Source organism: Paenibacillus sp. RS8 (genome assembly GCF_041956825.1).
Classification (GTDB): domain Bacteria; phylum Bacillota; class Bacilli; order Paenibacillales; family Paenibacillaceae; genus Paenibacillus_AQ.
The window spans coordinates 4,649,213-4,672,807 of the sequence record NZ_CP168131.1 but is presented as its reverse complement, the minus strand read 5'-3'; the positions used below and the strand labels follow the sequence as shown (position 1 = coordinate 4,672,807).

The window sequence follows — 23,595 nt, the reverse complement described above, 5'->3', positions numbered from 1 at the left end:
AAAAATAGGACGATGCAGAGTGCTTATTGCTGCTTCGTCCTATTGCTATTTTATCCCTGTGTATACTCACATCTAATTGGTTTCTGCTAAAATTTGTCCAGCTTCAGCCTTTGACAAATTCTCTACATGATAGATCGTTCCAGTTTCTTGTTCTAGCTTCCGGATTAACTCAAGCTGAGTATCCGTAGCCGGTTGAGCTTTGATGATCCCATCCAAATTGTCATGAGCTATTTTTCGGGCAAGCCCAGGATCATCGAGCAGATCAAGCATTTGGTACATCGCATCAATTGCAATTTTCTCACTGCCAATCCCATAACCGGAATCTGTGCTGAGCATAAATCGATCCGGAAACTTCTTCATAACTGGAATAAATTGCTCGGGATTATTTCCACCCTCAACGTTGTAAACGGAAAAACCAGCAAAAAAATCAGCGTAAAGATTGGGATGCTTGGACAACAACCGGTCAATCTCTTCAGGAGTATTATAGGCATTGATATGTCCAAAAATAATGATAGTCTTCGGATGTTCCTCCAACGCTTGCTCAAGTTTGGCGACAGCAACACCGTTTGGCGGATCAATATGCAATAAGATCGGTGCTTTATATTCAGCGATAATATCATAGATTTGCGGAAGATAACCATCCATAGGATCATTAGCTTTCCATGCCACCTTGGATACCACTGGAGACATCGTAGAAGCGCCTACCACTTCACCCAGACCAAAAAAACCCATTTCTAAATTATTCCTCACGACTTTAAGACTTTCCGGATCATGCAAATCAAACCCCGAAAAATACGGAATAATTATATTGGGATATTTCTGATAAGCCTTCCATGCAAATTTATCTGTAAGGATGGCGCTAGGCTCCGATACATCTCCAAACATAACAACCTGCTGCACCCCTATATCTTTCCACGTCCTCAACATGCCCAAATATTTCAGACCACTGGCATCATGATTATGCGCATCAATTAAACCCAGTTCTTTATACTTGGCAGATAAATCTGTTATAGCTACCTTGTCATCATCAGGAATCATGCTAGGTTCATTTGTAGAAGCTTCTGTTATCTCCGTTGTCTGAGCAGCATTTTCATTCACAGTTACTGTTTTAATCTCATTTTCTTTACTAAAATAAATAATAAACACACCTGCCAATATTATCAGAATACCAGCGACCCAATACCTATACTTCTGCATGGCTCATCCTCCATTTTTCGAAACATATCAGTAAGATCGCTAAGTACTCATGAAATAGTGAAACAGGATCGTTCACACACGCTCTCTTGATTATATTGCCATTAAAAATATATTTTGTAAATTAAAAACGATAAATAGGTGAACGCAAGGATACTCCCTATGCTCTTCCCTTTATTCATTTTGCGGGAAATAAGTACCTGATGCTATTCGGAAAATATTGCAGGAAAAACGTATCATGATGTGTCCCCAACGGATCTGTCTCAAACTTCACCCGTTGATCTGCTCCATCTATCTTCCCTTTTAAAATATCATAAGCACGTTTGCTATTAGGCACCATGTCCTTCTGCGCATTCGTCTTGAGGATACCTTCCTGTTCACCAACATACATATAGACGCAGTACTCCCTATCTAGCCTTGTATTCTCCATGTAATGTATAAAATCTTTAAACCACACAGATGCAGATATGAGTATAAAATTATTAAAAACATCCTCATTTTTATACATCGCGTACAGACTTATTAATCCACCTAGTGAGACACCGCCTAAAGCTAATTTCTTCGGCTCATTGGAGATGCGAAATAAACTTTTTATATAGGGTACTAGATCCTGATAGACGTAATTCAGATAATCATCACCCTTCCCCCCAAAGGACCAATCCTTAAAAAGAGCGGGCATTTCCCAAGGCGTATATTCATTATTACGAAGCTGAGAATCAATCCCGATAAAAATAACCGGTTCTGTAATCCCCTCCTCCACATCCCTTTCTATATCAGCAATCGACTCTTTGAACAAGAAATCGCCATCCTGTAAGAAAACCGCCGGGAAGTTTCGTTCAGGAAACAAATGATATGCTTTAGGGAGAAACATAGTAATTTGTCGCCCCATATGTTCGAAAGTAGTAAGTTCTCCTAACATCATTTTCGTCATATCCCCCTCCTTAACGGTTCAACATACGGAACGCTCTACTCATGATGGTCGGCACAACTGACGCGTGGTTTTCATCTGGCGCTACGTAATGCTCAACCTGTAAATTAGGCAAAGCAAACTCACTCATTTTTGAAAATAATATCTTAGCGTCATCGACCATAAACGCCTCTTCACTGCCTACTGTGATCAGTAGCTTTCGGTTCACGGTCCATATCGATTGAGCCTTGTTATAGAACTGGTCCGCATACGCCAGAATTTCATGATCATTCCACCAAATCGAAGGGCTGGAAGCCAAAAAATACTGAAATAGCTCCGCTCGAGTAAATAGCGTCCAGAGAACAAATAACCCGCTTAGTGAGTGACCAAACAAGGCTTGCTTCTGTTGATCGACATTATATTTTTCATAGACACGTGGCATTAATTCTAACTCTAAAAAAGATAGGAACTTTTCAGCACCCCCATGTGGCCCTATATCAGCATTTTTTAATCGATCTGGATATACATACTGCTTTGCAGGCGGCGTGAAATCATAAAATCTTCTTTTAGAGACTTCTTCATCTGAACCATAATGTCCAATGCCAATCACGATTGCCGGTGCTATCAAAGTTTTTGGAGCATTTCTGGATTGCAATTTCACGACATCCCGGCCCAATTGAAAATATGAATTACCATCGAGCATGTAATAGACGGGAAATCCATTATCGGGAGCTTCTTCCCTCGGAAGTGAGACCTTTATATCATATGTGTATCCCATATACTTAGATTCTAGTTTCCATGATTCTGTGCGTTCGAGCTCCACTTGTGTTGACATTTGTTCTGCTCACTCTCCCCTACACTCTTGACTTTGCTAATAAATATAAGAAATAAGGAATACCAATAATTGAAACGACTATCCCCACAGGTAACTCTGCTGGCTGAAATAACGTTTTGGCAAAATAATCCGAGATCACCAGCAAAAACATTCCAACTACCGCACTGGATAACATAATATAACGGTGATTATTCCCTACTAATCTTCTGGCGATATGAGGAGCCATCAATCCTATAAAACCTATAGAACCGGATACAGATACACAGACACTTACGATCCCCACACTGCATAACAGAAAGATCAGCTTTTCTTTTTCTACGGAAATTCCCAAGCTTTTTGTACTGGAGTCTTCCAATTGAAAATAATTGAGCAAATAGCTTTTTCGATACATCACAAATCCTAAAATAAGCACCCAAGGTGCGATCATAATGATATAAGTCCAGTTCGCGCTGTAAATACTTCCAACACTCCAAACCGCGGCCATTTCATAATCACTTGCATTCATTTTTAGAGAAAGATACAACGACAACGCACCAAAACCACTGCTAATCGCAATCCCCGTCAATATCAAACGTTGCATATCAAGTGCACCATTTCTCCATGAGAAAATAAAGATCACCGCAACTGCAGCAAGCCCCCCCACAAAACCAAAGAGCGGCATGGCTAGTATCGAGAACCAGCTTTCTTTAAAAAAAGTTGCCCCCGACATTTGAAAGAAAAACATAAACGCAACGATGGCAGCTCCCGCACCTGCATTAATTCCGAGGATACCTGGATCAGCCAGCCCGTTTCGGGTAATGCCTTGAATGACCGTTCCAGCTATCCCCAGACCTATACCTACTAATGAGGCAATAATGATCCGTGGTAGTCGAAATTGAAAAATAACGAGGTCAAATTTAGGATTGGGATCTATTCGCAGCAGCGTTTTTATCACATCCATGACAGACATATCAAAAGCACCATTCGTAAGATGAAAATACCCCGCCACAAGTGTTAGCAGGATAAAAGCCAATAGCGTCAATAGATAGCGACTAAACTGTATCCTTCCTCTATCCACGTTGCTCTCCCCCTTTAACCCGAATTAAATAAAGGAAGAACGGGATTCCAATAAAGGCTGTTACAACGCCAATTGGCGTCTCAAACGGAAAATTAATATACCGGCTTATGACATCACAAAATGCTAAAAAAACAGCTCCAATCACTGCCGAGCAAGGAATGATGAAGCGGTAGTCGATACCTACGATAAAACGTGTAATATGAGGGATGATTAGACCTACAAAGGCAATCTTACCTACTACAGCCACTGCTGTTCCTGTTAGACATACAACAGATAAAATACTGATGATTTTCACCCATTTTGTCCGTTGACCCAAGCTAACCGCCGTTTCATCCCCTAGGGAGGCAACCGTTACAGATTTAGAAATACTAACCGCCAAGAGCAATCCAACGATAATAAAAGGAATTGATAACATTAGCATATCTGGATTTACGGTATGTATTTTCGAGCTATACCAAACGCTAACATTTTGTGAGACTTGAAAAAACATCGCTACCGCTGAGGCAATACTACTTAAAAAAGTACCAATTACTGTACCAATAATGGCTAGTCTGACTGGAGATAAGCCGTTTTTCACCAGGGAGCCAAATCCGAAAACCAAACCCGCTCCGATGGCTGAACCCACCATAGATAAAAGAATCATCTGAACATTCGATAATCCAGGATAAAACACCATAGCCAACGTAATAACAAATGCCGATCCGTCATTTACTCCCATAATCGATGGTGATGCAAGATAATTACGTGTTACGCCTTGCATTAACGCCCCCGAAACAGCCAGGGCTGCACCAATTAATAAAGCAGCGATTACACGCGGAAATCTAGATGTCATAATAATGTTATGGTCCACATTATTCGCATCGAAGTGTGTAATCGCCTGCCAAATTGTTACTATGCTAATATCCTTAACACCATATAAGACGGATACAACCATTGCTAATACGATGAATAATGGAGAAGTTGATAGGATCAATATAACTTTCCAATTTTTCGTATTCATCTCATTCATCGCACCTTCGGGTTTACTTCAACAGGTTTTCAATTGCCGCATCCAGGAATCTAACTTTAGACCATGCCGTGCCACCTTGCGCCAACGGATCAATTGCGTTTACAAAGACATGATTGTTTTTGGCTGCATTTACACTTTTGAAGATCGGGTTCTTGAGCAATTCATCAAGTGCTGTTGCATTATCAGTGTTTTCACTGGTCTCAAACTGCAAGAAAATATAGTCCGGATTAATATCTGCCAAAGCTTCTAATGAAAGCTCCGCTTGTGCCTCTGTAGAGGAGATCACTTCAGGAATGGCAGCACCCAAATCTTCATATATAACCGGATTCAGATAAACGCCCGCAGGATATACACACATGCTGCCCTGACGTATACGAATCACTAGAATGGATTGATCCTTCAGCTTTTCTCCAATTTCAGCCTTAGCACCAGCAGCTTTAGATTCGTAATCGCTGATAATCTTTTCCGCATCTGCGGTTTTACCGGATAATTGGCCTAATAAGAGCAAATTATCTTTCCAGTTTGTTGAAATATGTGAATAAGGAATCATCGTTTGAATTTTATTAAGTGCGCCTGACACATCTTCACCAAACTTGGAAGACCCTAAAATAACATCTGGATCTAACTGCAGGATCGCTTCATTACTTGGAGCAAACTTATCCCCTACTAAGGATGCGCCAGCTAACTCCGTTGACAGATAACCTGGAATGGCATCAGCTATAGCAAGTACCCCTACTGGTTTCACGCCTAGAATTGCAGCATCTTCCATAGATTCAAGACTTGCAGCTACAATTTTATGAATCTCTGCAGGTACTACATAATCCTTGCCTAGATATGTAATGGTTTGTTCAGTGGCTACCGCCTCCTGAGCCGTATTTCCTTTGCTATTTGCATTTCCCTCTGCTGCTACTGCAGCATTATTTGCACTTTTTTCTGAAGCTGCGTTATCCTTCTCGTTGTTACCACAAGCGGCTAAACTCAAAGCTAAAACTGCTGATACCCCTGCTAATAAAAATTTTTTCTGATTCATGTTCTCTCTCCCTATCTATATTTTATTTATCACTCTTCAAAACAAAGCAATGATAATGAGAATCGTTATCATAATAATTCATGTGAGAATAATTATCAATAGGTTTCTTTAAATCTATGAAATTTTGTAAATTGTTAGATCAGTATAAAGGGAGAAATTTCCGGAGGTGAAGTAATTGTAAAAAAAGAAAATCGAGCTGGCGGTGCATTCGTGTCACATGTACTGCATCTAATGCAGGTTGGTCTTCAAGAGGCGTACGCTCTGGCAGAGCTTGTCGAGCTAGATGCACTCTCTGTCGTGGTTCGGAATAAGTTTCGTAAATAGTTGGGTCTGGCAATGGCCTATACTCTACCGTCCTATTAAGAACATCGAAGGTATTTATGCTTGCTATAATAGAATTCTCAAATTTTCTAGATTGCGGAGAAATGTGAAATGAACTCAAGGGATGGGTCTATATTCAGCTGTTGACCATGGAGAGCCCTGTTTTTAATTAAGCACACACCTCTTTGGAATGACGGATCGAGCGGACCTTAAATCCTTAGAATACATGTTTTAGTCGAGCTTACGGACAAATGTATGCGAAAAACCGAATACAATGTGCTGAAGGTAACGTAAACGAGCCAAATATATGCGAAAAACCGAATACATTGTGCTGAAGGTAACGTAATAAGCCAAATGTATGCGAAAAACCGAATACAATGTGCTGAAGGTAACGTAAACGAGTCAAATGTATGCGAAAAACAGAATACAATGTGCCGAAGGTAACGTAAACGAGCCAAATGTATGCGAAAAACCGAATACATTGTGCCGAAGATAACGTAAATAAGCCAAATGTATGCGAAATACCGAATACAATGTGCCGAAGATAACGTAAATAAGCCAAATGTATGCGAAATACCGAATACAATGTGCTGAAGGTAACGTAAACGTGCCAAATGTATGCGAAAAACCGAATACAATGTACCGAAGGTAACGTAAACGAGCCAAATGTATGCGGAAAACCGAATACAATGTGCCGAAGGTAACGTAATAAGCCAAATGTATGCGAAATACCGAATACAATGTGCCGAAGGTAACGTAAATAAGCCAAATGTATGCGAAAAACCGAATACAATGTGCTGAAGGTAACGTAAACGAGCCAAATGTATGCGAAAAACAGAATACAATGTGCCGAAGGCAACGTAAACGAGCCAAATGTATGCGAAAAACCGAATACATTGTGCTGAAGGTAACGTAATAAGCCAAATGTATGTGAAAAACCGAATACATTGTTCCGAAGGCAACGTAAACGAGCCAAATGTATGCGAAAAACAGAATACAATGTGCCGAAGGGAACGTAAACGAGCCAGCGCCGTTACACATGCTGAGGAACATGCAAAAGAACCCGCAAAAAAATGCGGGTTCTTCTACGCTATAAATATAAGTTCAACTTTTTTCAGCTATAGATATTTCACGGTACATATCTCTCAGTGATACTGGTGACATATCCGTCTCTTGTAGTTATCACACACGGTGGTACAAAATCAGTATACCGCTTGAAATATTCAATAAACTCCTGCTTGCTAACCTCTTTGTGAGCACCTACATTAGCATCCACTATGGAGTATCTCGTCTCATCTGTAACCTTTAATGGATCGGTAAACGTATATTTGTTGAGAATATAAAATCCATTAGGCATATCGTCGTCTGGATTAATATTCAGCCCTTTAAAACGAGCAGAATCCTTCATCGTCAGCCATTCAATGTTATCAAAATCGAAGGAATTATTCTCCAAGCTAAGATTTAAAACATATCCATTTAACGTACTCTCGGGGGTGATCGCAAAATCATCAGCTGTAGCCTCATTATCCACTACTAGCTGATCCAGCTTTATATGCTGACCCATTCCAATATCATTGCTTATATAATTCATAGCGACCTGTAAAGGATCAAGAAGAGCTGGCTCCTCCCCTTGATCAGCCAACGCCTGCAGACGGGCATAATATTCAGCGATCGTACCATCGGTTTGGGGGGTATGGTAATATTCATTCCCATTCGTATCCTTCCAGCGTTCCACGCACCAAATCCCTGAATCTCCTTGAACAACAGGCTGGGATAACAACAATTGGCTTGTTTCACCTGTCGTTAAGGGGAATTTCACTAGCATGTGATTCCCTCTATAGGTTTCATGTGGAAGCTGATTGTTTGCTTCAAGAAATACACGCACTGCCATTTCCTGACCGGCTGGTGTTGACATATCATTTTCTCCGCTCTTGATTACGCCCAAGTAATGCGGTGTCGAATTCAGAATGGAGAATAAAAGAATTGGCTTGCCCATGCTTCCTTCTTCGGTTATAAAACCATCGACCATATTTTCTGTCATCGTCAGCTTACTTGGATCATCCGGCTTCAAGCGATATTCTAAACTCCAAATTTCCAAAGATGTGGCAAGCAGATCGTCGAACGATGCTATTTTTTCAAGCTTAGTAATTTTACTGTCAATCACTTTAATATTTGAATTGTTCTCATAACTCGTAATGTTCTTCTCCATAAACTGCTCGGCATAGTCCTTTACGGTTAATGAATCATTTTTCGGATTGCTTAATAATCCCACACACAATGCTGCCACGACAATGATTGCGACTAGAACAACCCAAAAAGCAGGCTTTTTGTAATTTAAAATATTCTTAATACGCCCTTTCGTGTTGCTATCGCCAAAGGTCAGCGGTGAACCGCCAATAAATCGTTTTCCGGTAGATAAGTTCAAAAGTGAGGTCGAATATTCCTTTTTTATACCACTGCCCATCTGTCTTATGACGCTTTCATCACAGGACTTCTCCATATCATCACTCATCAGATAAAAAGAAAGCCATACCAATGGATTAAACCAATGTATACATAGAACCGCGAACGTGACAGGTTTTATAATATGATCGTACCTTTGAATATGCACTTGCTCATGTTTGATGATATAAGCTTTTTCATTAGCGGAGAGTCCGCTCGGAAGATAAATTCTAGGCTTAAGTAAGCCGAATACAAATGGTGTGGTAATGCCGCTATGCTCGTATATATTTTCAAAAAGAAGTGTTGCCGTTCTTAAGTTTCGTGAGAGCCGAACAGTTGCAACAATGCTATAGATGAACAGCAGTGCAATTCCGATCAACCAAATAAAGTGGCCTATGTTAATCCATGCTTCTGTTGAGTTTGCAGGGGTTATAACAGCTGAGGTAGCAGGTTCAGTGGGTACAAGTACGGTTGATATATGATTTACGGCTTGGTCAGATGTATTTATTACTTCTTGGATTTGGGGCATTTGTGTAAATTGCTTATTCAGAGGTGTGTTCTGTACTTCAGATGGTATAAAACTAAATATACTCTCAATAGAAAACGGACATAGAAGTCGGAACAAAACTACAGACCATAAGGCATAGGAGAAAATCTTGGGAACTTTTCTTAAGAACAGCCGTGCCACGATGATAAACACAATCACATAACTTCCCGTAATGCTCATGTTTAAAATATGTCCAAACAGCTGATCCACCGTTACTCCTCCTTATGCTCGTGGATTAGTCTTAGAACATCCTCTATTTCGGTGTCGCTTAATTTCCGACTCTTTGTAAAAGCAGCCAAAAATTTGGGTAACGAACCGCCAAAGGTTTCCTGCACAAACTCCTTACTCTGCTCCGCATAAAAGTCATCCTTTTTGATAAGAGAACCTACAATACCATTATCATTAATAAATATCTCTTTTGCTTCAAGTCGTTTTAACATTGTGTATGTCGTTGATTTCTTCCAGTTCAGCTCGGATTCACATAACTTCACCAAATTCCCTGACGGGATCGGTTCATGCTTCCAAATTAATTCCGCAAATTTTCCTTCCATTTCGGTCAGCCTGAGATCCTTCATCCATACTCCTCCCGCTGGTCTACAACTTCTAGACCTCCCGTTTGGAAATAGTTTACAGCCTGTGGATTTTTTTGTCTATAAAAGATTTTTCAATACAACAAAAAGACCATGTCTTTGCAAACATCGCCTCTTTGATTTCTTTTTTTAATTGTAAAACACAGATAAATCACGGAACAATAGTCCGCTTTCTTCTAGTCGGTTAAGCTCCTCTTCTACATCAGTTACAACATGACTTTCTCCCTCATGGGCTGTATTGATTAACCAAGGCAGTCCCTGTTTTAGAAAACAAAGATCATCGGGCAGCCTGGTCTGCACCCATGAGTATAAGCTGGTGGAATAGGATAGTAGAAAATCAACCGCCTCAGGAGAACAATGAAAAAAATAAATATCTGCATAATGCCCCATAAGCCGAGTCCCCGGCCAATAATCACCTTTAATGATCTTTTTGAGAAAAGGTTGAAGCAGTTCCAGTAGTTCATATCCTTCTGGCTCTAACTCCATCTGATCACGTTTAACCAAAATAAATTCATCACACACTTCCATAGCAATCTGTATCAGTGTCTTGTAGGTCTGACCCGTTGGTTCCTGCAAAATAGTATTTATTATAAGGTCCGCCCTCCTACTTATTTGTATTATTTAGATACTCCTGATGCATCCTTCCCCAGCCGCACATGCTATCCAAAACAGTAATCAGCGATTTGCCATGTTCTGAAATACTGTACTCCACTCTCAGTGGAAGCTCATGAAAACTAACTCGATCGATCAGTTGATCCTCTTCAAGCTCCCTGAGTTGCTTAGTTAATGTTCCCTGTGAGACAGCTGGGATGATTCTCCTAAGTTCACCAAATCGTTTCGTGCCATCTATCAATAAAATAAACAAAATAAGCGGCTTCCACTTTCCACCGATCTTTTCAAGCGTTGTTAGCACTCCGGTCAATCTCGGTTCCAGCAAATCCATGTGATCCCCTCTTTCGATAGCCATATGCTGTATTTTCTAATTAGCTAGTACGAACAATCGTACCTAGTACGAAAAAAGTGCGTACTGTGCAGATTCTCTTTTATATCTAATAATAAAAAACAGAAATTAATAAGTCCATTTCACTATGAACGGAGAAGATACACATGTCTACTATTTCATTAAAAAATCAACGCGTAGTCATCATCGGTGGAAGTTCAGGGATCGGTCTAGCTACCGCCAAACAAGCTGTTGACCAAGGTGCAAAGGTCATTATCGCCGGTCGTTCTCAAGATAAACTAGCTAAAGCTCAACAATTTCTTGGGCTCGAATCTACCGAAATTCATTCGCTTGATAATCAAAATGAAGAAGACTTAAAGTCTTTTTTTGAAAAAATTCGCAACTTCGATCATTTGTTTACTCCGGGCGCCTCCTATGTTAGAGGACCCATTACTTCAAGCTTAGAGATTGCTCATAGCTGCTTTAATGCAAAGTTCTGGCCTCAATATAATGCTGTGAAATACGCGATCCCATATATTAATCCTAAAGGCTCCATTGTTCTGATGTCTGGCGCATTCAGTCAACGACCACTTGCAGACGGTGCATCTTATGCAGCTTGTAACGGCGCGATTGAGAGTCTGGGAAAAGCATTGGCTGTAGAATTAGCTCCGATTCGGGTAAATGTCATTTCCCCAGGGACCATTCATACCAACTTTAATTGGGAAGGTGCAGAGCAGGAAACTAGAGATAAAGCTTACGATGAATATACGGATATGAATATCCTTGGCAGGGTTGGCCATGCCGACGAAGCAGCACATACAACCATTTATTTGATGACTAATAACTATACTACGGGAAGCACCCTATTTCCGGATGGAGGGTATATTTTACGATAAAAATAGCTGACTCCATAAGTAGGAAATGCTACTTATGGGGTCAGCTCCTTTTAGTTTAAAGAATTAGAGAGAAACTCCTTGATTATCAGCCGGGGAATCCGCTTCCCTTAGTTAGGATGATAGGAAATTCAAATATGAATTTCTATGACTACTTCGTATTAAAGATTATACGAAGTACATCCTCCTGAATCTCCTTAATTTTATATATACCGATTTTTTCAGCGGCCCTCACTAGCGCTGTGATATATTCAGGAGTTGAATTAATTTTTCGAGCTGAGGCCTTAAGGTTAATGGAGAACTCATTCCCGTTCTCGTCAACATCAAGAGATTTCACATAAACTTTAAATACCTTTACATAATGCTCATAGTTAACCAAATGTTCTTCAGTAACACCTTGAAATGAAACATTAACTTTCAAGGATTCCGGTTTCAGGAAACTCACCTTACCTGCCATATCTATCTGCCCCACTTCAGGATTCAACACTTCATATCCAACTCCGTCAAGGATTGTATAATCCATCCCATTATCCATAGTGGCTATTAAATTAAGGCGCACATCGAGTGCTTCCGGTGAGAGTAATGTCAGATAGTCGCTTACTTCAAGCTTGCTCTTTTGCACAGCCTCTTTCCCGGCGAACATTATCAATGGACTATGTACACGTCTATTCCATGACTTCTCTTCATGTGTACCCAAAGGATCCATCTGAAAGAATAGGTCCTTGCCTAATACAAATCCCTTCGACTTTAATACATTCACAAGCGGATCAATTGGCATTCCTTCAGTTACACCCATGTCGAGCCAAATCTTCAATGCAGGCGTCCCTGTCTCTTTCGCCAGCTCATCCAATATACGCCCATTGCTTACCCAAGTGGCAGGGGATAAAGCCCCTATCGCTGAGAAGGTCTCCGGATGTTGATAACCCATCCACAGTGCCTGAATAGCACCGAATGACGATCCCATAATCATACGGTGATCCCGATCGGGAATGGTCCGATAAGCACCGTCGACATAAGGAATAACTGTATTGATAAAATATTGGGTAAATTTCTCTGCACTCGTTCCATCCGAAGGAATAGACTCATCCGGAAATGGAACATACTCCATTCCCCGTTCTGATCCATCACTTGAAGCGACTCCTATCACGATAACCTTCTCCATAGTTCCATCAGCAACGAGCTGATCAATGATCTCCTCAACTCTCCATTCTTTGCCTAAAGAGCTGGTATTTGTATTAAAAACATTCTGCCCATCGTGCATATACACAACGGGATAACGCTCGTTGTCAGTTTCATATCCTGCAGGCAAATAAACAAATATTCTCCGCTCACCTATATTTTCGATGTGCACGGTACCTTTTGCCACCTCCACACTGGTTGGGCTATCCGACGCATTAGAAGTATTGCTTATCGTTGGAGTGGGGGTTGGTGAAGTAGCAACTTTTTCATTTACATTTCCGTTACTGGAACATCCCGAAAGCGCTAACAAAAATAATACAGCAAATCCCCAAAAGCTCCATTTAAATAATCCACTTGAATACATAGAACCCCTCCTGATTATTGTTCAAACGTTTTCACACTTCTCATTATACAGGATTTATATGGGATTATGAACATTTTTTCACAAGTGGATTGTTCACTTAGGAATAGTATACTTTCTCAACTTTATATAAAGTTTGCTCGATCGTTGGGCAGAGATTGGCATCTACTTTATAAAACTTAACTCGAAAGTATAAGCTTTTCAAAAAGTTCTTTATATTATTTTTTTGCCTAAAGGCAGGAAGAAATTCTGAATTTTTCTCCACTTCACCAAAACTTTGAATCCATCGCTCTACATAAGTCTGACTAAGTATTTTTCTATTTAAAACACTAATTATGGATCTTACCATTCTCTCATCTTCCCCATCAGAGTATATTCGATCTGTTATGGTCACCTTATCGTAAACCAAATCGAGGATGGTTAAGAGGTCATTTTCATCCAGTTCGGAACATTGAGCCAAATCATCTAAAGCATCTGCTCCATGAGCTATGGCATGAGCCCAGCCTTTTTCTTCATCATACCCACGGTAATCTCGTTCTTTTTGTACATTGTAAAATACCTTATCTTTTATCTGAAGAATTTGCTCTCTAGAGAGAAATGGCGATTCTTTATGCTTCATGAAAAGGAGGGGTATGACTAGCATAGAGAAAGAACGAGTGAAGACCGAGTCTGTATTTATTTCGCCAAGCTTAAAAAGCAAATGGTTGTTATCCAAAATAACGGGCAGTAGTTGTTCTAGTTCGTTTTCAGTAAGAGAATTTCCAGGAATCCAGTATGATAAGGTTGTATAAATTAGCTCATCACGTAGCTCGGCATCCACTGAACCGATGTTATGTATCATTTCTTGTATCAACTGGAATGTATCGGGAGTTGCTTGGTAGTCATTTTCTTTTATTAATATCAACTTTTCTTTTAAATTCATTTTACACACTCCTACTAGAAATTTTCCGTATGCAGCGTAATAACATTAGTTTGTAAAATGTCACACTATCCTTTCGGATTGTTGGCACTTAACATGGTACTATATATAGTAATAATGGCACACTTTTATTATTAAGCGACACCCTTTCTACATTTTAGAATAGCCTATTCAATAACCAACCAAAGGTGGTACGAAAATGAACCAGAAACTAGAAAAAACAGATTCTAAGCATCGTGTACTCCCCTTTAAAGGCGTTCTCAATTTCCGAGATATGGGCGGATACACCACCTCGGATGGCCGTAAAGTCAAATACGGTTTGTTTTTTCGATCAGCCGAATTAACAGGAATGACCGATCAAGATATAAAGTTCTTTAAATCACTTGGAATTAAGACCATATTTGATTATCGAGGGATAGAAGAGGTTCGTTTAAAGCCAGATCCAGTCATTCCAGGAGTTAATAACATTTGTGTACCTGCGCTAAAGCAAGAGGTTCCTGGAGACATGAGAGATGTGGTTCGTTCTGGATTCCTTGAACATTTTACGACAGACTTCTTGGTTAATATGTATTTGGATATGGCCTTTAATAACCCTTCCTTTAAGCGACTTATGGCAACCATTATGCTTCCAAATGAATTTAGTATCCTGCATCATTGTGCCGGTGGAAGAGATCGTACTGGCGTTGGATCAGCATTCATCTTCCTAGCACTCGGAGTTCCGAGAGAGACGATTATTGAAGACTATTTGCTCTCCAATCAGACACTCGGTCCTATGAATGAACAAATAAAAAAGCAAGCCTCACAACATCTATCACCGAAGGAAGTAGATACTGTTATGGCTGCGCTTATATTACGCAGAGAATTCATGGAAGCCATTTTCTCTGCCATCGACGCGCGATATAAAAATGTAGAGGTTTTTCTTGAACAGGAATTCGGCATGACAGCAGACAAGCGCAAGCAGCTACAAGCCTACTGTTTAGAAGCTTAATAACTTGTTGAGCGGTGAACTAATTCATTAAGATAGAAATAGTAAATATAAAAAGCGTAGCTCTTGAAGAGCTACGCTTCTTTCTGTTTAATACTGACGTTCTTCCTCGTAAGATACAAACAACATTCTACGCTGTACATCCATCAACGACTTAATCACCCATGTTGCGATCACGGCAACAACGAGTCCCGCTACAACATAAGAAATGTATTGCTGAGATAATGTCCAGTCGATATTAAATAAGGCAAACACACTGTTCTCCAAAATGTTCAAATCCATCGTTTGCAGAAAAATCTGATGAAGCACAGGTAGTGTAATTAGACCAAGCGCAGCTGCTACCACGGTTATCGTTAATGAAAAGAAGATAATACTGGATACAAACCGTCCCATAATTAGCATGATGTTACGCGCGAACTTTGCACCATCAAAACCTAACTTCATTCGTTGCAAGAAGCCTGCTCCTTCTTGCTTCATATCCGTTCTACGCTCTTCATTCGGTCTAGGAATGTCCAGCAATGATCTTACTAACTCTTGCTCAAATCGTACGATGTAATCCAATCCTTTAGCTACTGCAAAAAATAAAGGAATACCGATGAAAATGGGGGTTAATCCGATGGATAACGCTAACCCTGTCACCATAAATACGAAATATACTATCGTAATCGGTAATGAGATTATAAAATACAAAATACTCCGATAGGTCTTGGGACTTGATCGACGTTTGCCGGGTTTAGATTGTGATTTCGCTTCTGCTGGAATCTGCATGGAATCTAACGCTCCCATCGGCATTGTGTACAACTTATCGTTCATTTCTTATGTCCTTCCTCTCACGTTATCAATTAATCTCATTATACGTGAGAAAGAGAAGGCTAAAAACAGTCTTAGGACCGGAGTCTTACCAGACTAAAGGCTAGGATGGATTTAGACTGCAACAGCTACAAACCAAGCTTATTCCCCTTCTCCAGCCGCACGATCTGCTGTTCACCGCTGTCTGCCAGCTCTCTGAACTGGTTAATGGTTTCACGCATTTTAGGAAGAGCTTCCTGCTTATACGTACTTATCGAATCTAAAGCAGACAGCACATCTGTGAAGGCTTGTTTTAAAGTATCTACAGAAATACTTGATTCAAGGGATTGCTTATGGATCGCCGCCCCCTGATCTTTTAACATTTTTGAGGTACCGCTTATTAGCGTATTGGTCGTTTGATTTAGGAGTTCAATCTTTTTCAATACGATTCGTTGATTGTAGAGTGCACTTGCCACCGTAACAGAGATTTTCAGGGCCGAAACCGTAACATTTCTAGCTCTGTCCACCCCCCTGATCAGCTCTTTATTATTTCGTATGACCACTTCAATCGCCATAATTCCCTGCTGATTCACAACCAGCATCTGTTGCAAATCCATCACACGCTGCCGTAGAGGAAACAATACCTCCTCCGTTATGAACTTTACTCTTTCTTCGGACTCATTACGTAGCTTAGCTGCTTCCAGTTGAGATTCGATCTCCTGATCCATCAGCATTCCTAGTTGAATCTCTTTTTGTAGCTTCTTAGTAAGCTCCCTAAGCGATTGCTGCTCGAACTCTAACGTAGTGTTATCGTTTTTCAATACGGTTTTGCCTTTATCTAAAGAAATGATAATATCTGAGATTACAGCATCTGCTTTTTGATACTTCGCAAAATAACTCCGCAATGGGTTAAAAAACTTCCCTAACAGACCGCTTTTAGCAAAATCCACTGCGCTTGGGTCTAAATCTTTCAACTGGAGGTTCAGCTCCGTTAAACCTTTAGCTACTTGCCCGCCTTCATCCCCTGTTTTCGATAAATTCCCTACAGATACTTGCAAAAGAGAGTTCTTATCTGAAGACGATCTCATGGTGCTCATCCCGAAGCTGTCTATGGATTGCAGCACTTCTTTTCGCTTCTCCAAGGATTCTAAATCCAGCTCCAAGATCGTCGAGACATTGGTTATTGCCATTTCCTTCAATTGCGTTACTTCCTGTGGCTCAGGTTTAACCTGTTCTTCAATCGCTGATTTCAATTTCTCCGGACTTACCACTTCCATCGTAAAAGACATAGAACCCCTCCTAACAAGTTTAGCTTACATTTGGACATTGAGCAGATTACCGATTTTATAGACTACGTCGTCTGTATCCGCATTGATGTTAGCCGCTTCATTAATACTTGAAATGCTCTCCAGCGCTTTAATATTTGCGTTGTAGCCAATGGTGTAAATCGGAATTTTATAGGTTTCAATTAAACCCCTGATATCATTCAGTGAATGACCTTCATTGGTCTCCCCATCACTTAATACAAAGATCAAAGGTTTGATTTCCGGATTTATCTTCATTTCGTCTTGAAGCATTTTGAGTGCCACTACAATTCCGTCAAAAGTCGCTGTACCCCCATTCGCCTGAAGACTATCTATCGCCCCAACAAACATCGACTGCTGATTCGTGTCGTATTTGCCAATTGGAAGATTTATCGTAACGTTGTCGGAGTAGGAAACAAAGCCAATACTATTATCCTTGCCCAAGTACTTCTGTCCCGTTAATAATGATTGCTTTAGGCGATTTAAAGGCTCCCCGTTCATACTACCTGAGACATCAGCTACAAATACTGCCGCAATGGGTTTATTGCCGTTTTTCTTCTCCTTCCACAGCTTTTGTGCCGAGGATAAAAGACTGCCATCCACTGGATTAACCTCTGAATGATAGTCATTCAGTCCGTTAAAACCTTTTTCCTCACCCAAACGCTGATATTTATCCTGTTCTACAAACTCTGCAAATTTCTTAATAATGTCCAGCTTCTCTTGTGGTAGATCACCTAATGCGTAAAGCGGACTATCATGTCTTACACCAAAAGGAGTAAATACATAGCTGCCCTTTAGTTCGGGAGCATTTGCATAAATTTGGTACTCTAACACAAAAGCATCCAGCTTCCCAGTTTTAGCCGCATCACGCATTTGTAAAGTAGTTGATGAGATAAAAGGAACATTCGCTTGGAATTTCTCAAAGCCCTGAACCGCTTGCTCTCCAAGCAAATCAGAGCTGTCAAACGTCCCAAGTGCAGTCACAAGAAAGTTCAACCCTGTTGAACTGGCAAATGGATCTGTGTAACCCATAGACAATTCATTATTCGCTATCGCATCTGTAATCGTCTTGACGTTTAAAGAACCGTACTTCTCGACTAACTCATCATATTTCGTTTTATTCGTAACAATACCGGCTACATTGCCAATCAGACGATTGGTTATAAGCTGTGTATTTATCCCGTTCGCTTTTACCATCTCGCCCCATAACTCATTGGATGGTGTAAACGCATCAGGTATATACTTTCCAGACCTTATGTAATCCGTCGCTGTGCCTGAAGCTATATTGCGAATCTTAACTGAAACAGGTATCCCATTCAGCTCTACATTGGCATTATTAAAATCTGTCGCCACTTCATTAAGCCATCCATCATTACCCGTTCCTGATTTCTCTGTCGATGAAAAAATTTCAACGAAGCTATCCGTTGTATTGGTCACTGATATAGGAAATTTAGAAATATCCGGCAAGGAGTCACCAATAGCTACAGGATCAAGATCGATTTGTCCTTTGACCTGCTCCGCGGTATTCACATTAATTTTTTTATAAAGTTTATCCAGCTGTTTACCTGCATCTTCCGATGAGACCTCACTAGTGGTTTTTCCTAAATTAGTTGTTAAGGTAATTCCAAAGTATACAAGTGCAAAAACGACCACTGTTATAACCCCGAGTACTACAAAAGTTCTCCCTTTCCTAGCCATTCGCATCTTCCTTTCATTGCTTATAGAATTTCGTCTGCTTGATCAATTCATCGATCTCCTTCATACAAGGCATATCTTCAACATCTTTATAATTCGTGCTGTCTAGTAGCGATATTTCGAGTAGCAGTTGATCTAATTTCAGCAAAATTTCCTCGTTTGCTCCGAGATACCCGGTCACATAAGCCAAATACTCATTGTACAGAGCCGTTTTTTTCTGCACCAGTTTATCTGAGAACTGCGCAGGTCTCTGTTGACTGGCAAAAAGAGAGAATTCCGAAGCGTCAAATACACTCAACTTATTAAGGATCCCTCGGATATTCAAATAGAAGAGCTTCTCTACTTCAAAACTAACCGCATTAAACTTCTTGAAGCTTAACTCCGATTGCTCGAATCGTTGACTAAGAACATCCACTAACGTATTTTTCTTCTTCTCTAATCGGGTTAGTTGATCCAAAGCAAGAGTAATATCCTTCTTCAGCACCTTTACATTTCTGTATTGTGTGAGCGCTGATATGTAGTCCTCATGCGTCTGTATCTCTTTGACAGGTGGAACCAGCGAAGGTTTAAAAAGCAAACTATAACTTCCATAAAGAACAACAAGTAGACTGATCACTACTAATGTCACACCGGAGGCTGTCTCAAAGACACTTACTCCGCCGATTTCTACCCCTAAAAGTCCTGGAGACAATACAAAAATATTCAAGAACACCACGCCAACGATAAGCCCTAATAGCTTTGCGGATCTCGCAACGTTCAACAAACACACCTCCCTAACTGATCCGGTAACTTTTTCCATTGCTTTCTTCATTTTATCAGAAAATAACGGATCAAACTCCTTTTTATTACAAAAATACTAATTATCCACGGATTATCTCTGGACCCTCGTTGATTCACTTCTATATATATGGAAATATTTCTGTGATTACGTCCATAATCACAAAAAAACCTTAACAGGCCTAAAGCCCATTAAGGTTATTCATCTCATTTATACCCAAGCGTCATTCGAATATCCACGTTGCTCCCAATAGCCTGTATGCTCTCCTTCGATCAGTTCAATCCGGTTCAGCCATTTCACTGATTTGTAAGCGAACATTTTGGGGACAATTAACCGAACCGGTCCACCGAGATCGCTTGGAATCGGTTTTCCATCATGCATAACCGCAACCATAACATCGTCCATCTCCGCCTGATCCAGCGTAAGGGTATCTGTATATACCCCATCCCCGGAGTAGAATTTCACTGTCTTTGCAGTTGACTTCACCCCAGCCTGTTGTAGAAGATCCTTTAGTTTAATGCCTTCCCAGGTATTCTTGTAGACGGACCAACCTGTTACACAGTGAAAATCACTTACTTGAACCGTCCGTTGTAATTGAACGAATTGCTCCCAGTTCCACGTAAAGCTCTGCTCCACAAGACCATCTACCTTAAAGGACCAATTATCGTTCGTAAACTCCGGAATTGGGGTTACGGTATAAACACGAAATTGACCCTGTGACCCACCCCCAAGAGGTGGTGAGGATGCCGCCAGTGGCTGCGGTGCTGGTAACAGCAGGTTGCGATCATTCTCGATTAGTTTATCGATCGTTTCACTGCCTCCGATGTTCCCAATTGAGCTGCCTAGCCATTTTACAAATGAGGGGCCGATTGTAAGAGCAAGCCCTACACCGATCGTCCCGCGAATGAACGCCCTACGCGTATAGACTGGTTGCGGGGTATCCTGAGAGGCAGAATCGGTACTCCCCATACTCTCACTCTTGATGGTCCGACGATTCGGCTCCTTTAGCCATTTCACACGAGTAAGCGAGTGATAGATAATATATGGCAGTCCAACCCAGGTCAGTACATCATGAATGACCAAAGCAAGATTAGAGACTTGTGGTCCAACCCTACGGAATTGCCATAATAACACCCCGGAAACGAACCAGCCAAGCAACAGAAAGAGTACGACAAGTACATTGAATCGCTGCCAAGGTTTCTCCTTTAACTGCTTCCAATGTTTACTTGCCAGCAGAAGATAATATATAACAGGAAGGATAGAGACGATACCTACCACGATGTGCAAGCCTTTAATCCATACCCTGCCTTCACCAAGGAACCCCCGCCAGAAACCGCCTACTAGCACAAGCCCCGTCAAAGCTAAAATTACGACGATCCAGCCGTTCCAGGTGTGAAGTGCCCGCAGTTTTTTCCCGTACCCTTTACGTAACCGACCAAGCATACCGCACATAACCTATCCTCCTCCTCATGTGAAAAATTCTGCACCAGATTTAATTTAGTCCAATAAGGTTAGAAAAGACTTTGACGCAGCAGAGAGTGGAACGCCTCGAAGGGTCGCAATTCCAATATTACGCTCTGGAAACGGTGGGTCTAAAGGGATTTCTACGAGTTCTCCACTCTTTAATTCTTCCGTAACATAATCACGAATAACAAAAGCAAGACCAAAGCCACGCAAAGCGAATTGAACAAGAAGATCAACACTGCCTAATTCAAACTCTGGTGTTATTGTCACATGATTGGAGGCTAGAAACCCATCTATATACTTTCTTGTGCTGCCTCCCGGCTCTAGGAACAACAATGGGTACTGCTTGATATCTGAAAGCGGCATCGTCTTGTCTGCCAAATGACGAAAGCCTTTGCCACCTACAAGACAATCTTGAAGCCGTTTACTTTTACGAAATTCGATCTGTTTGTCAGATGCCGGTAAGCTAACGATGCCGAAATCAATTTTTCCTTCTTTTAGAAGCGCAAGGGTCTCCGGTGTTGTTCGATTCGTAATATGAATACGGACATTGGGGTATTGTTCGTGATATTGCTCCAGATAAGACAATAAGTAATATTTGCAGAGTGTATCACTTGCTCCAATATGAATCTCACCGCTATTTAAGTTATTCATTTCAGCAATCGCCCGCTCACCCATCTCCACATTCTGAAAGGCTTGTTCAATAAACCGAAGCAGTACTTTGCCTTCTGTCGTTAGATCCACCCCTCTTGAGGTGCGAAAAAATAAGGAACCACCCATCTTTTCTTCCAATTGCTTAATCGTGTGACTCACCGCTGGTTGTGTGATATTCAGCCGTTCAGCTGCCGCAGTTAAGCTGCCTGTTTGTGCTACCCAATAAAAAGAACGATACCATTCCAAGTTGATGTCCATCCCAAGTCATTACCTCACCTTATAATAGATATAACATATATCAATTTTTCTAATGTTCTATCTAGCATTATACTTAGACCTGTAGGCAATCACAAGCTTGGGAGGTAATCGCGTGACCGTAATCGCAATTGTAGGAGCTAACTGGGGAGATGAAGGCAAAGGAAAAATGACGGATGTCCTAGCCGCTCAATCCTCCTATGTAGTTCGTTTTCAAGGTGGAAGTAATGCTGGTCATACTATCATTAACCAGTACGGAAAATTCTCACTCCATATGCTGCCCTCTGGTGTATTTAACCCTTCAGTAATAAACATTATTGGACCAGGAACAGCCCTTGATACTGAAGTATTAATAAAGGAATTACAAGCATTAGCAGAAAGAGGAGTTCCAAAGCCGAAGTTATACGTATCTGAGCGTGCTCAAATCGTGCTCTCGGTTCATCGTTTATTTGATGAGCTGGAAGAGGAACGTCTGGGATCACAAGGGTTTGGTTCAACCAAGCGAGGAATAGCGCCATTCTACGCGGATAAATATGCGAAGCTCGGCATACAGGTTGCGGATCTATTTAATCCAGCACAACTGGAGAAACGTCTTAAACAATTACTTGCTTCAAAAAATGTATTACTGGAGCATTTATATAAGAAATCCCCTATCCAAGTCTCGGAATTACTGGCTCAGTTGCAAAAGGAAGCTGCGCAATTGGCACCATACGTTGCCAATACAACAGAAATACTGCAAGAAGCTTATACGAAAGGAGAAACAATTCTACTTGAAGGGCAATTAGGCGCTCTGCGTGATCCTGATCACGGTATATATCCTTACTCCACCTCTTCATCGACACTTGCTGGTTACGCACCTGTCGGAGCAGGTCTTCCTGCGGCTGCCATCACGAATGTCATTGCTGTAACGAAGGCCTATTCCAGCTGTGTAGGCGCCGGACCTTTTGTATCTGAACTGGAAGGTCCAGTAGCGGATGAACTTCGCACACGAGGTGGCGATGCTGGGGAATTTGGAGCAACGACCGGTCGTCCTAGACGTATGGGCTGGTTTGATGCCGTAGCTACGCGCTATGGTTGCTTGATGCAAGGTGCAACAGAGGTTGTGTTGACCAATCTGGATGTTCTTGGTTATTTAGATGAGATTCCGGTTTGCGTTGCTTATGAGCTTGAAAATGGAGAAATCACCGACAAGTTTCCAGCCACAAATAAGCTTTACACAGCAAAACCGATAGTAACGCATTTATCTGGTTGGAACTGCGATATTTCACATATCACTAACTTCGATGAGCTGCCGGAGCAAGCAAAAAGTTACGTGGACTTTATTGAAACGTCTATTGGAATACGTATTTCCACAGTTTCTGTAGGTCCTAGACGCGATCAGGTTATTCATCGTACGCTGAAATAATCTTATCACATGCATAAACGCCTTCGGCGTGCTTATAAGGCA

21 protein-coding genes are annotated in these 23,595 nt (G+C 41.0%); 3 read left to right on the top strand and 18 right to left on the bottom strand.

The genetic code is table 11. The annotated features are described in order from the left end of the window. Nucleotides 1–72: 72 nt before the first annotated feature. The 10 genes from ACDZ28_RS22050 to ACDZ28_RS22005 form a co-directional block, all read right to left on the bottom strand. Complete coding sequence (locus tag ACDZ28_RS22050) at nt 73–1,197, bottom strand: amidohydrolase family protein (RefSeq protein WP_375102771.1); 1,125 nt, start codon at nt 1,195–1,197, stop codon at nt 73–75. 175 nt (nt 1,198–1,372) lie between these two features. After that, the gene (locus tag ACDZ28_RS22045) at nt 1,373–2,125 is read right to left on the bottom strand and encodes an alpha/beta hydrolase (RefSeq protein ID WP_375102770.1); all 753 of its coding nucleotides are present in this window, start codon (nt 2,123–2,125) and stop codon (nt 1,373–1,375) included. A 10-nt stretch (nt 2,126–2,135) separates the two neighbouring features. Further along, nucleotides 2,136–2,936, bottom strand: a complete 801-nt coding sequence (locus ACDZ28_RS22040) for an alpha/beta hydrolase (protein ID WP_375102769.1) — start codon at nt 2,934–2,936, stop codon at nt 2,136–2,138. Nucleotides 2,937–2,955: 19 nt separating this feature from the next. Further along, a complete protein-coding gene (locus ACDZ28_RS22035; RefSeq protein WP_339290767.1) occupies nt 2,956–3,993 on the bottom strand; it encodes an iron ABC transporter permease in 1,038 nt (345 codons plus the stop codon). Then, entirely contained in the window at nt 3,986–5,002 is a 1,017-nt protein-coding gene (locus ACDZ28_RS22030; RefSeq protein ID WP_375102768.1) for a FecCD family ABC transporter permease, read from the bottom strand. The genes ACDZ28_RS22035 and ACDZ28_RS22030 overlap by 8 nt, the downstream gene beginning before the upstream one ends. Nucleotides 5,003–5,015: 13 nt before the next feature. Next, complete coding sequence (locus ACDZ28_RS22025) at nt 5,016–6,032, bottom strand: ABC transporter substrate-binding protein (RefSeq protein WP_375102767.1); 1,017 nt, start codon at nt 6,030–6,032, stop codon at nt 5,016–5,018. A gap of 1,450 nt (nt 6,033–7,482) precedes the next feature. Beyond that, nucleotides 7,483–9,552, bottom strand: coding sequence for a M56 family metallopeptidase (locus ACDZ28_RS22020; protein WP_375102766.1), 2,070 nt, complete (start codon nt 9,550–9,552; stop codon nt 7,483–7,485). 2 nt (nt 9,553–9,554) lie between these two features. Beyond that, entirely contained in the window at nt 9,555–9,917 is a 363-nt protein-coding gene (locus ACDZ28_RS22015) for a BlaI/MecI/CopY family transcriptional regulator (protein ID WP_042127103.1), read from the bottom strand. Nucleotides 9,918–10,061: 144 nt separating this feature from the next. After that, nucleotides 10,062–10,508: a hypothetical protein gene (locus ACDZ28_RS22010; protein WP_375102765.1), complete on the bottom strand. Its 447-nt coding sequence runs from the start codon at nt 10,506–10,508 to the stop codon at nt 10,062–10,064. A gap of 28 nt (nt 10,509–10,536) precedes the next feature. Next, complete coding sequence (locus ACDZ28_RS22005) at nt 10,537–10,875, bottom strand: helix-turn-helix domain-containing protein (RefSeq protein WP_042127099.1); 339 nt, start codon at nt 10,873–10,875, stop codon at nt 10,537–10,539. 164 nt (nt 10,876–11,039) lie between these two features. Here ACDZ28_RS22005 and ACDZ28_RS22000 point away from each other — a divergent pair, with 164 nt between their 5' ends. Further along, nucleotides 11,040–11,768 (top strand): SDR family oxidoreductase, encoded by a 729-nt coding sequence (locus ACDZ28_RS22000; RefSeq protein ID WP_375102764.1) that lies wholly within the window; start codon nt 11,040–11,042, stop codon nt 11,766–11,768. Nucleotides 11,769–11,916: 148 nt separating this feature from the next. Here ACDZ28_RS22000 and ACDZ28_RS21995 read toward each other — a convergent pair whose 3' ends face one another. Both ACDZ28_RS21995 and ACDZ28_RS21990 read right to left on the bottom strand, forming a co-directional pair. Continuing rightward, nucleotides 11,917–13,308, bottom strand: coding sequence for an alpha/beta hydrolase (locus tag ACDZ28_RS21995; RefSeq protein WP_375102763.1), 1,392 nt, complete (start codon nt 13,306–13,308; stop codon nt 11,917–11,919). A 97-nt stretch (nt 13,309–13,405) separates the two neighbouring features. After that, nucleotides 13,406–14,227, bottom strand: coding sequence for a DUF2785 domain-containing protein (locus tag ACDZ28_RS21990; protein WP_375102762.1), 822 nt, complete (start codon nt 14,225–14,227; stop codon nt 13,406–13,408). A 196-nt stretch (nt 14,228–14,423) separates the two neighbouring features. On the opposite strand from ACDZ28_RS21990, the gene ACDZ28_RS21985 reads away from it, so the two are divergent. Then, on the top strand, nt 14,424–15,212 hold the full coding sequence (locus ACDZ28_RS21985; RefSeq protein ID WP_375102761.1) for a tyrosine-protein phosphatase: 789 nt from the start codon (nt 14,424–14,426) through the stop codon (nt 15,210–15,212). An 87-nt stretch (nt 15,213–15,299) separates the two neighbouring features. Here the strand turns inward: ACDZ28_RS21985 and ACDZ28_RS21980 are convergent, their stop codons facing one another. From ACDZ28_RS21980 to ACDZ28_RS21955, 6 genes are all read right to left on the bottom strand, one after another. Further along, nucleotides 15,300–16,022 (bottom strand): sensor domain-containing protein, encoded by a 723-nt coding sequence (locus ACDZ28_RS21980; RefSeq protein ID WP_052414584.1) that lies wholly within the window; start codon nt 16,020–16,022, stop codon nt 15,300–15,302. 125 nt (nt 16,023–16,147) lie between these two features. Then, nucleotides 16,148–17,287, bottom strand: coding sequence for a toxic anion resistance protein (locus ACDZ28_RS21975; RefSeq protein WP_042127090.1), 1,140 nt, complete (start codon nt 17,285–17,287; stop codon nt 16,148–16,150). Between the two features lie 24 nt (nt 17,288–17,311). Continuing rightward, nucleotides 17,312–19,000, bottom strand: a complete 1,689-nt coding sequence (locus ACDZ28_RS21970) for a VWA domain-containing protein (protein WP_375102760.1) — start codon at nt 18,998–19,000, stop codon at nt 17,312–17,314. 13 nt (nt 19,001–19,013) lie between these two features. Continuing rightward, complete coding sequence (locus ACDZ28_RS21965) at nt 19,014–19,766, bottom strand: hypothetical protein (protein ID WP_341115882.1); 753 nt, start codon at nt 19,764–19,766, stop codon at nt 19,014–19,016. A gap of 219 nt (nt 19,767–19,985) precedes the next feature. Beyond that, on the bottom strand, nt 19,986–21,227 hold the full coding sequence (locus tag ACDZ28_RS21960) for a molybdopterin-dependent oxidoreductase (RefSeq protein ID WP_375102759.1): 1,242 nt from the start codon (nt 21,225–21,227) through the stop codon (nt 19,986–19,988). Nucleotides 21,228–21,272: 45 nt separating this feature from the next. Then, nucleotides 21,273–22,151: a LysR family transcriptional regulator gene (locus tag ACDZ28_RS21955; protein WP_042132132.1), complete on the bottom strand. Its 879-nt coding sequence runs from the start codon at nt 22,149–22,151 to the stop codon at nt 21,273–21,275. Between the two features lie 112 nt (nt 22,152–22,263). Between ACDZ28_RS21955 and ACDZ28_RS21950 the strand changes: the two genes are divergently transcribed. After that, the gene (locus ACDZ28_RS21950; RefSeq protein WP_375102758.1) at nt 22,264–23,553 is read left to right on the top strand and encodes an adenylosuccinate synthase; all 1,290 of its coding nucleotides are present in this window, start codon (nt 22,264–22,266) and stop codon (nt 23,551–23,553) included. The last annotated feature ends 42 nt before the right edge of the window (nt 23,554–23,595 follow it).

What these genes read in the sequence shown, in the direction of transcription:
- ACDZ28_RS22050 (WP_375102771.1), bottom strand. Translation starts at nt 1,197, where the DNA reads ATGCAGAAGTATAGGTATTGGGTCGCTGGTATTCTGATAATATTGGCA.
- ACDZ28_RS22045 (WP_375102770.1), bottom strand. Translation starts at nt 2,125, where the DNA reads ATGACGAAAATGATGTTAGGAGAACTTACTACTTTCGAACATATGGGG.
- ACDZ28_RS22040 (WP_375102769.1), bottom strand. Translation starts at nt 2,936, where the DNA reads ATGTCAACACAAGTGGAGCTCGAACGCACAGAATCATGGAAACTAGAA.
- ACDZ28_RS22030 (WP_375102768.1), bottom strand. Translation starts at nt 5,002, where the DNA reads ATGAATGAGATGAATACGAAAAATTGGAAAGTTATATTGATCCTATCA.
- ACDZ28_RS22025 (WP_375102767.1), bottom strand. Translation starts at nt 6,032, where the DNA reads ATGAATCAGAAAAAATTTTTATTAGCAGGGGTATCAGCAGTTTTAGCT.
- ACDZ28_RS22015 (WP_042127103.1), bottom strand. Translation starts at nt 9,917, where the DNA reads ATGAAGGATCTCAGGCTGACCGAAATGGAAGGAAAATTTGCGGAATTA.
- ACDZ28_RS22005 (WP_042127099.1), bottom strand. Translation starts at nt 10,875, where the DNA reads ATGGATTTGCTGGAACCGAGATTGACCGGAGTGCTAACAACGCTTGAA.
- ACDZ28_RS22000 (WP_375102764.1), top strand. Translation starts at nt 11,040, where the DNA reads ATGTCTACTATTTCATTAAAAAATCAACGCGTAGTCATCATCGGTGGA.
- ACDZ28_RS21995 (WP_375102763.1), bottom strand. Translation starts at nt 13,308, where the DNA reads ATGTATTCAAGTGGATTATTTAAATGGAGCTTTTGGGGATTTGCTGTA.
- ACDZ28_RS21990 (WP_375102762.1), bottom strand. Translation starts at nt 14,227, where the DNA reads ATGAATTTAAAAGAAAAGTTGATATTAATAAAAGAAAATGACTACCAA.
- ACDZ28_RS21985 (WP_375102761.1), top strand. Translation starts at nt 14,424, where the DNA reads ATGAACCAGAAACTAGAAAAAACAGATTCTAAGCATCGTGTACTCCCC.
- ACDZ28_RS21980 (WP_052414584.1), bottom strand. Translation starts at nt 16,022, where the DNA reads ATGAACGATAAGTTGTACACAATGCCGATGGGAGCGTTAGATTCCATG.
- ACDZ28_RS21975 (WP_042127090.1), bottom strand. Translation starts at nt 17,287, where the DNA reads ATGTCTTTTACGATGGAAGTGGTAAGTCCGGAGAAATTGAAATCAGCG.
- ACDZ28_RS21970 (WP_375102760.1), bottom strand. Translation starts at nt 19,000, where the DNA reads ATGGCTAGGAAAGGGAGAACTTTTGTAGTACTCGGGGTTATAACAGTG.
- ACDZ28_RS21960 (WP_375102759.1), bottom strand. Translation starts at nt 21,227, where the DNA reads ATGTGCGGTATGCTTGGTCGGTTACGTAAAGGGTACGGGAAAAAACTG.
- ACDZ28_RS21955 (WP_042132132.1), bottom strand. Translation starts at nt 22,151, where the DNA reads ATGGACATCAACTTGGAATGGTATCGTTCTTTTTATTGGGTAGCACAA.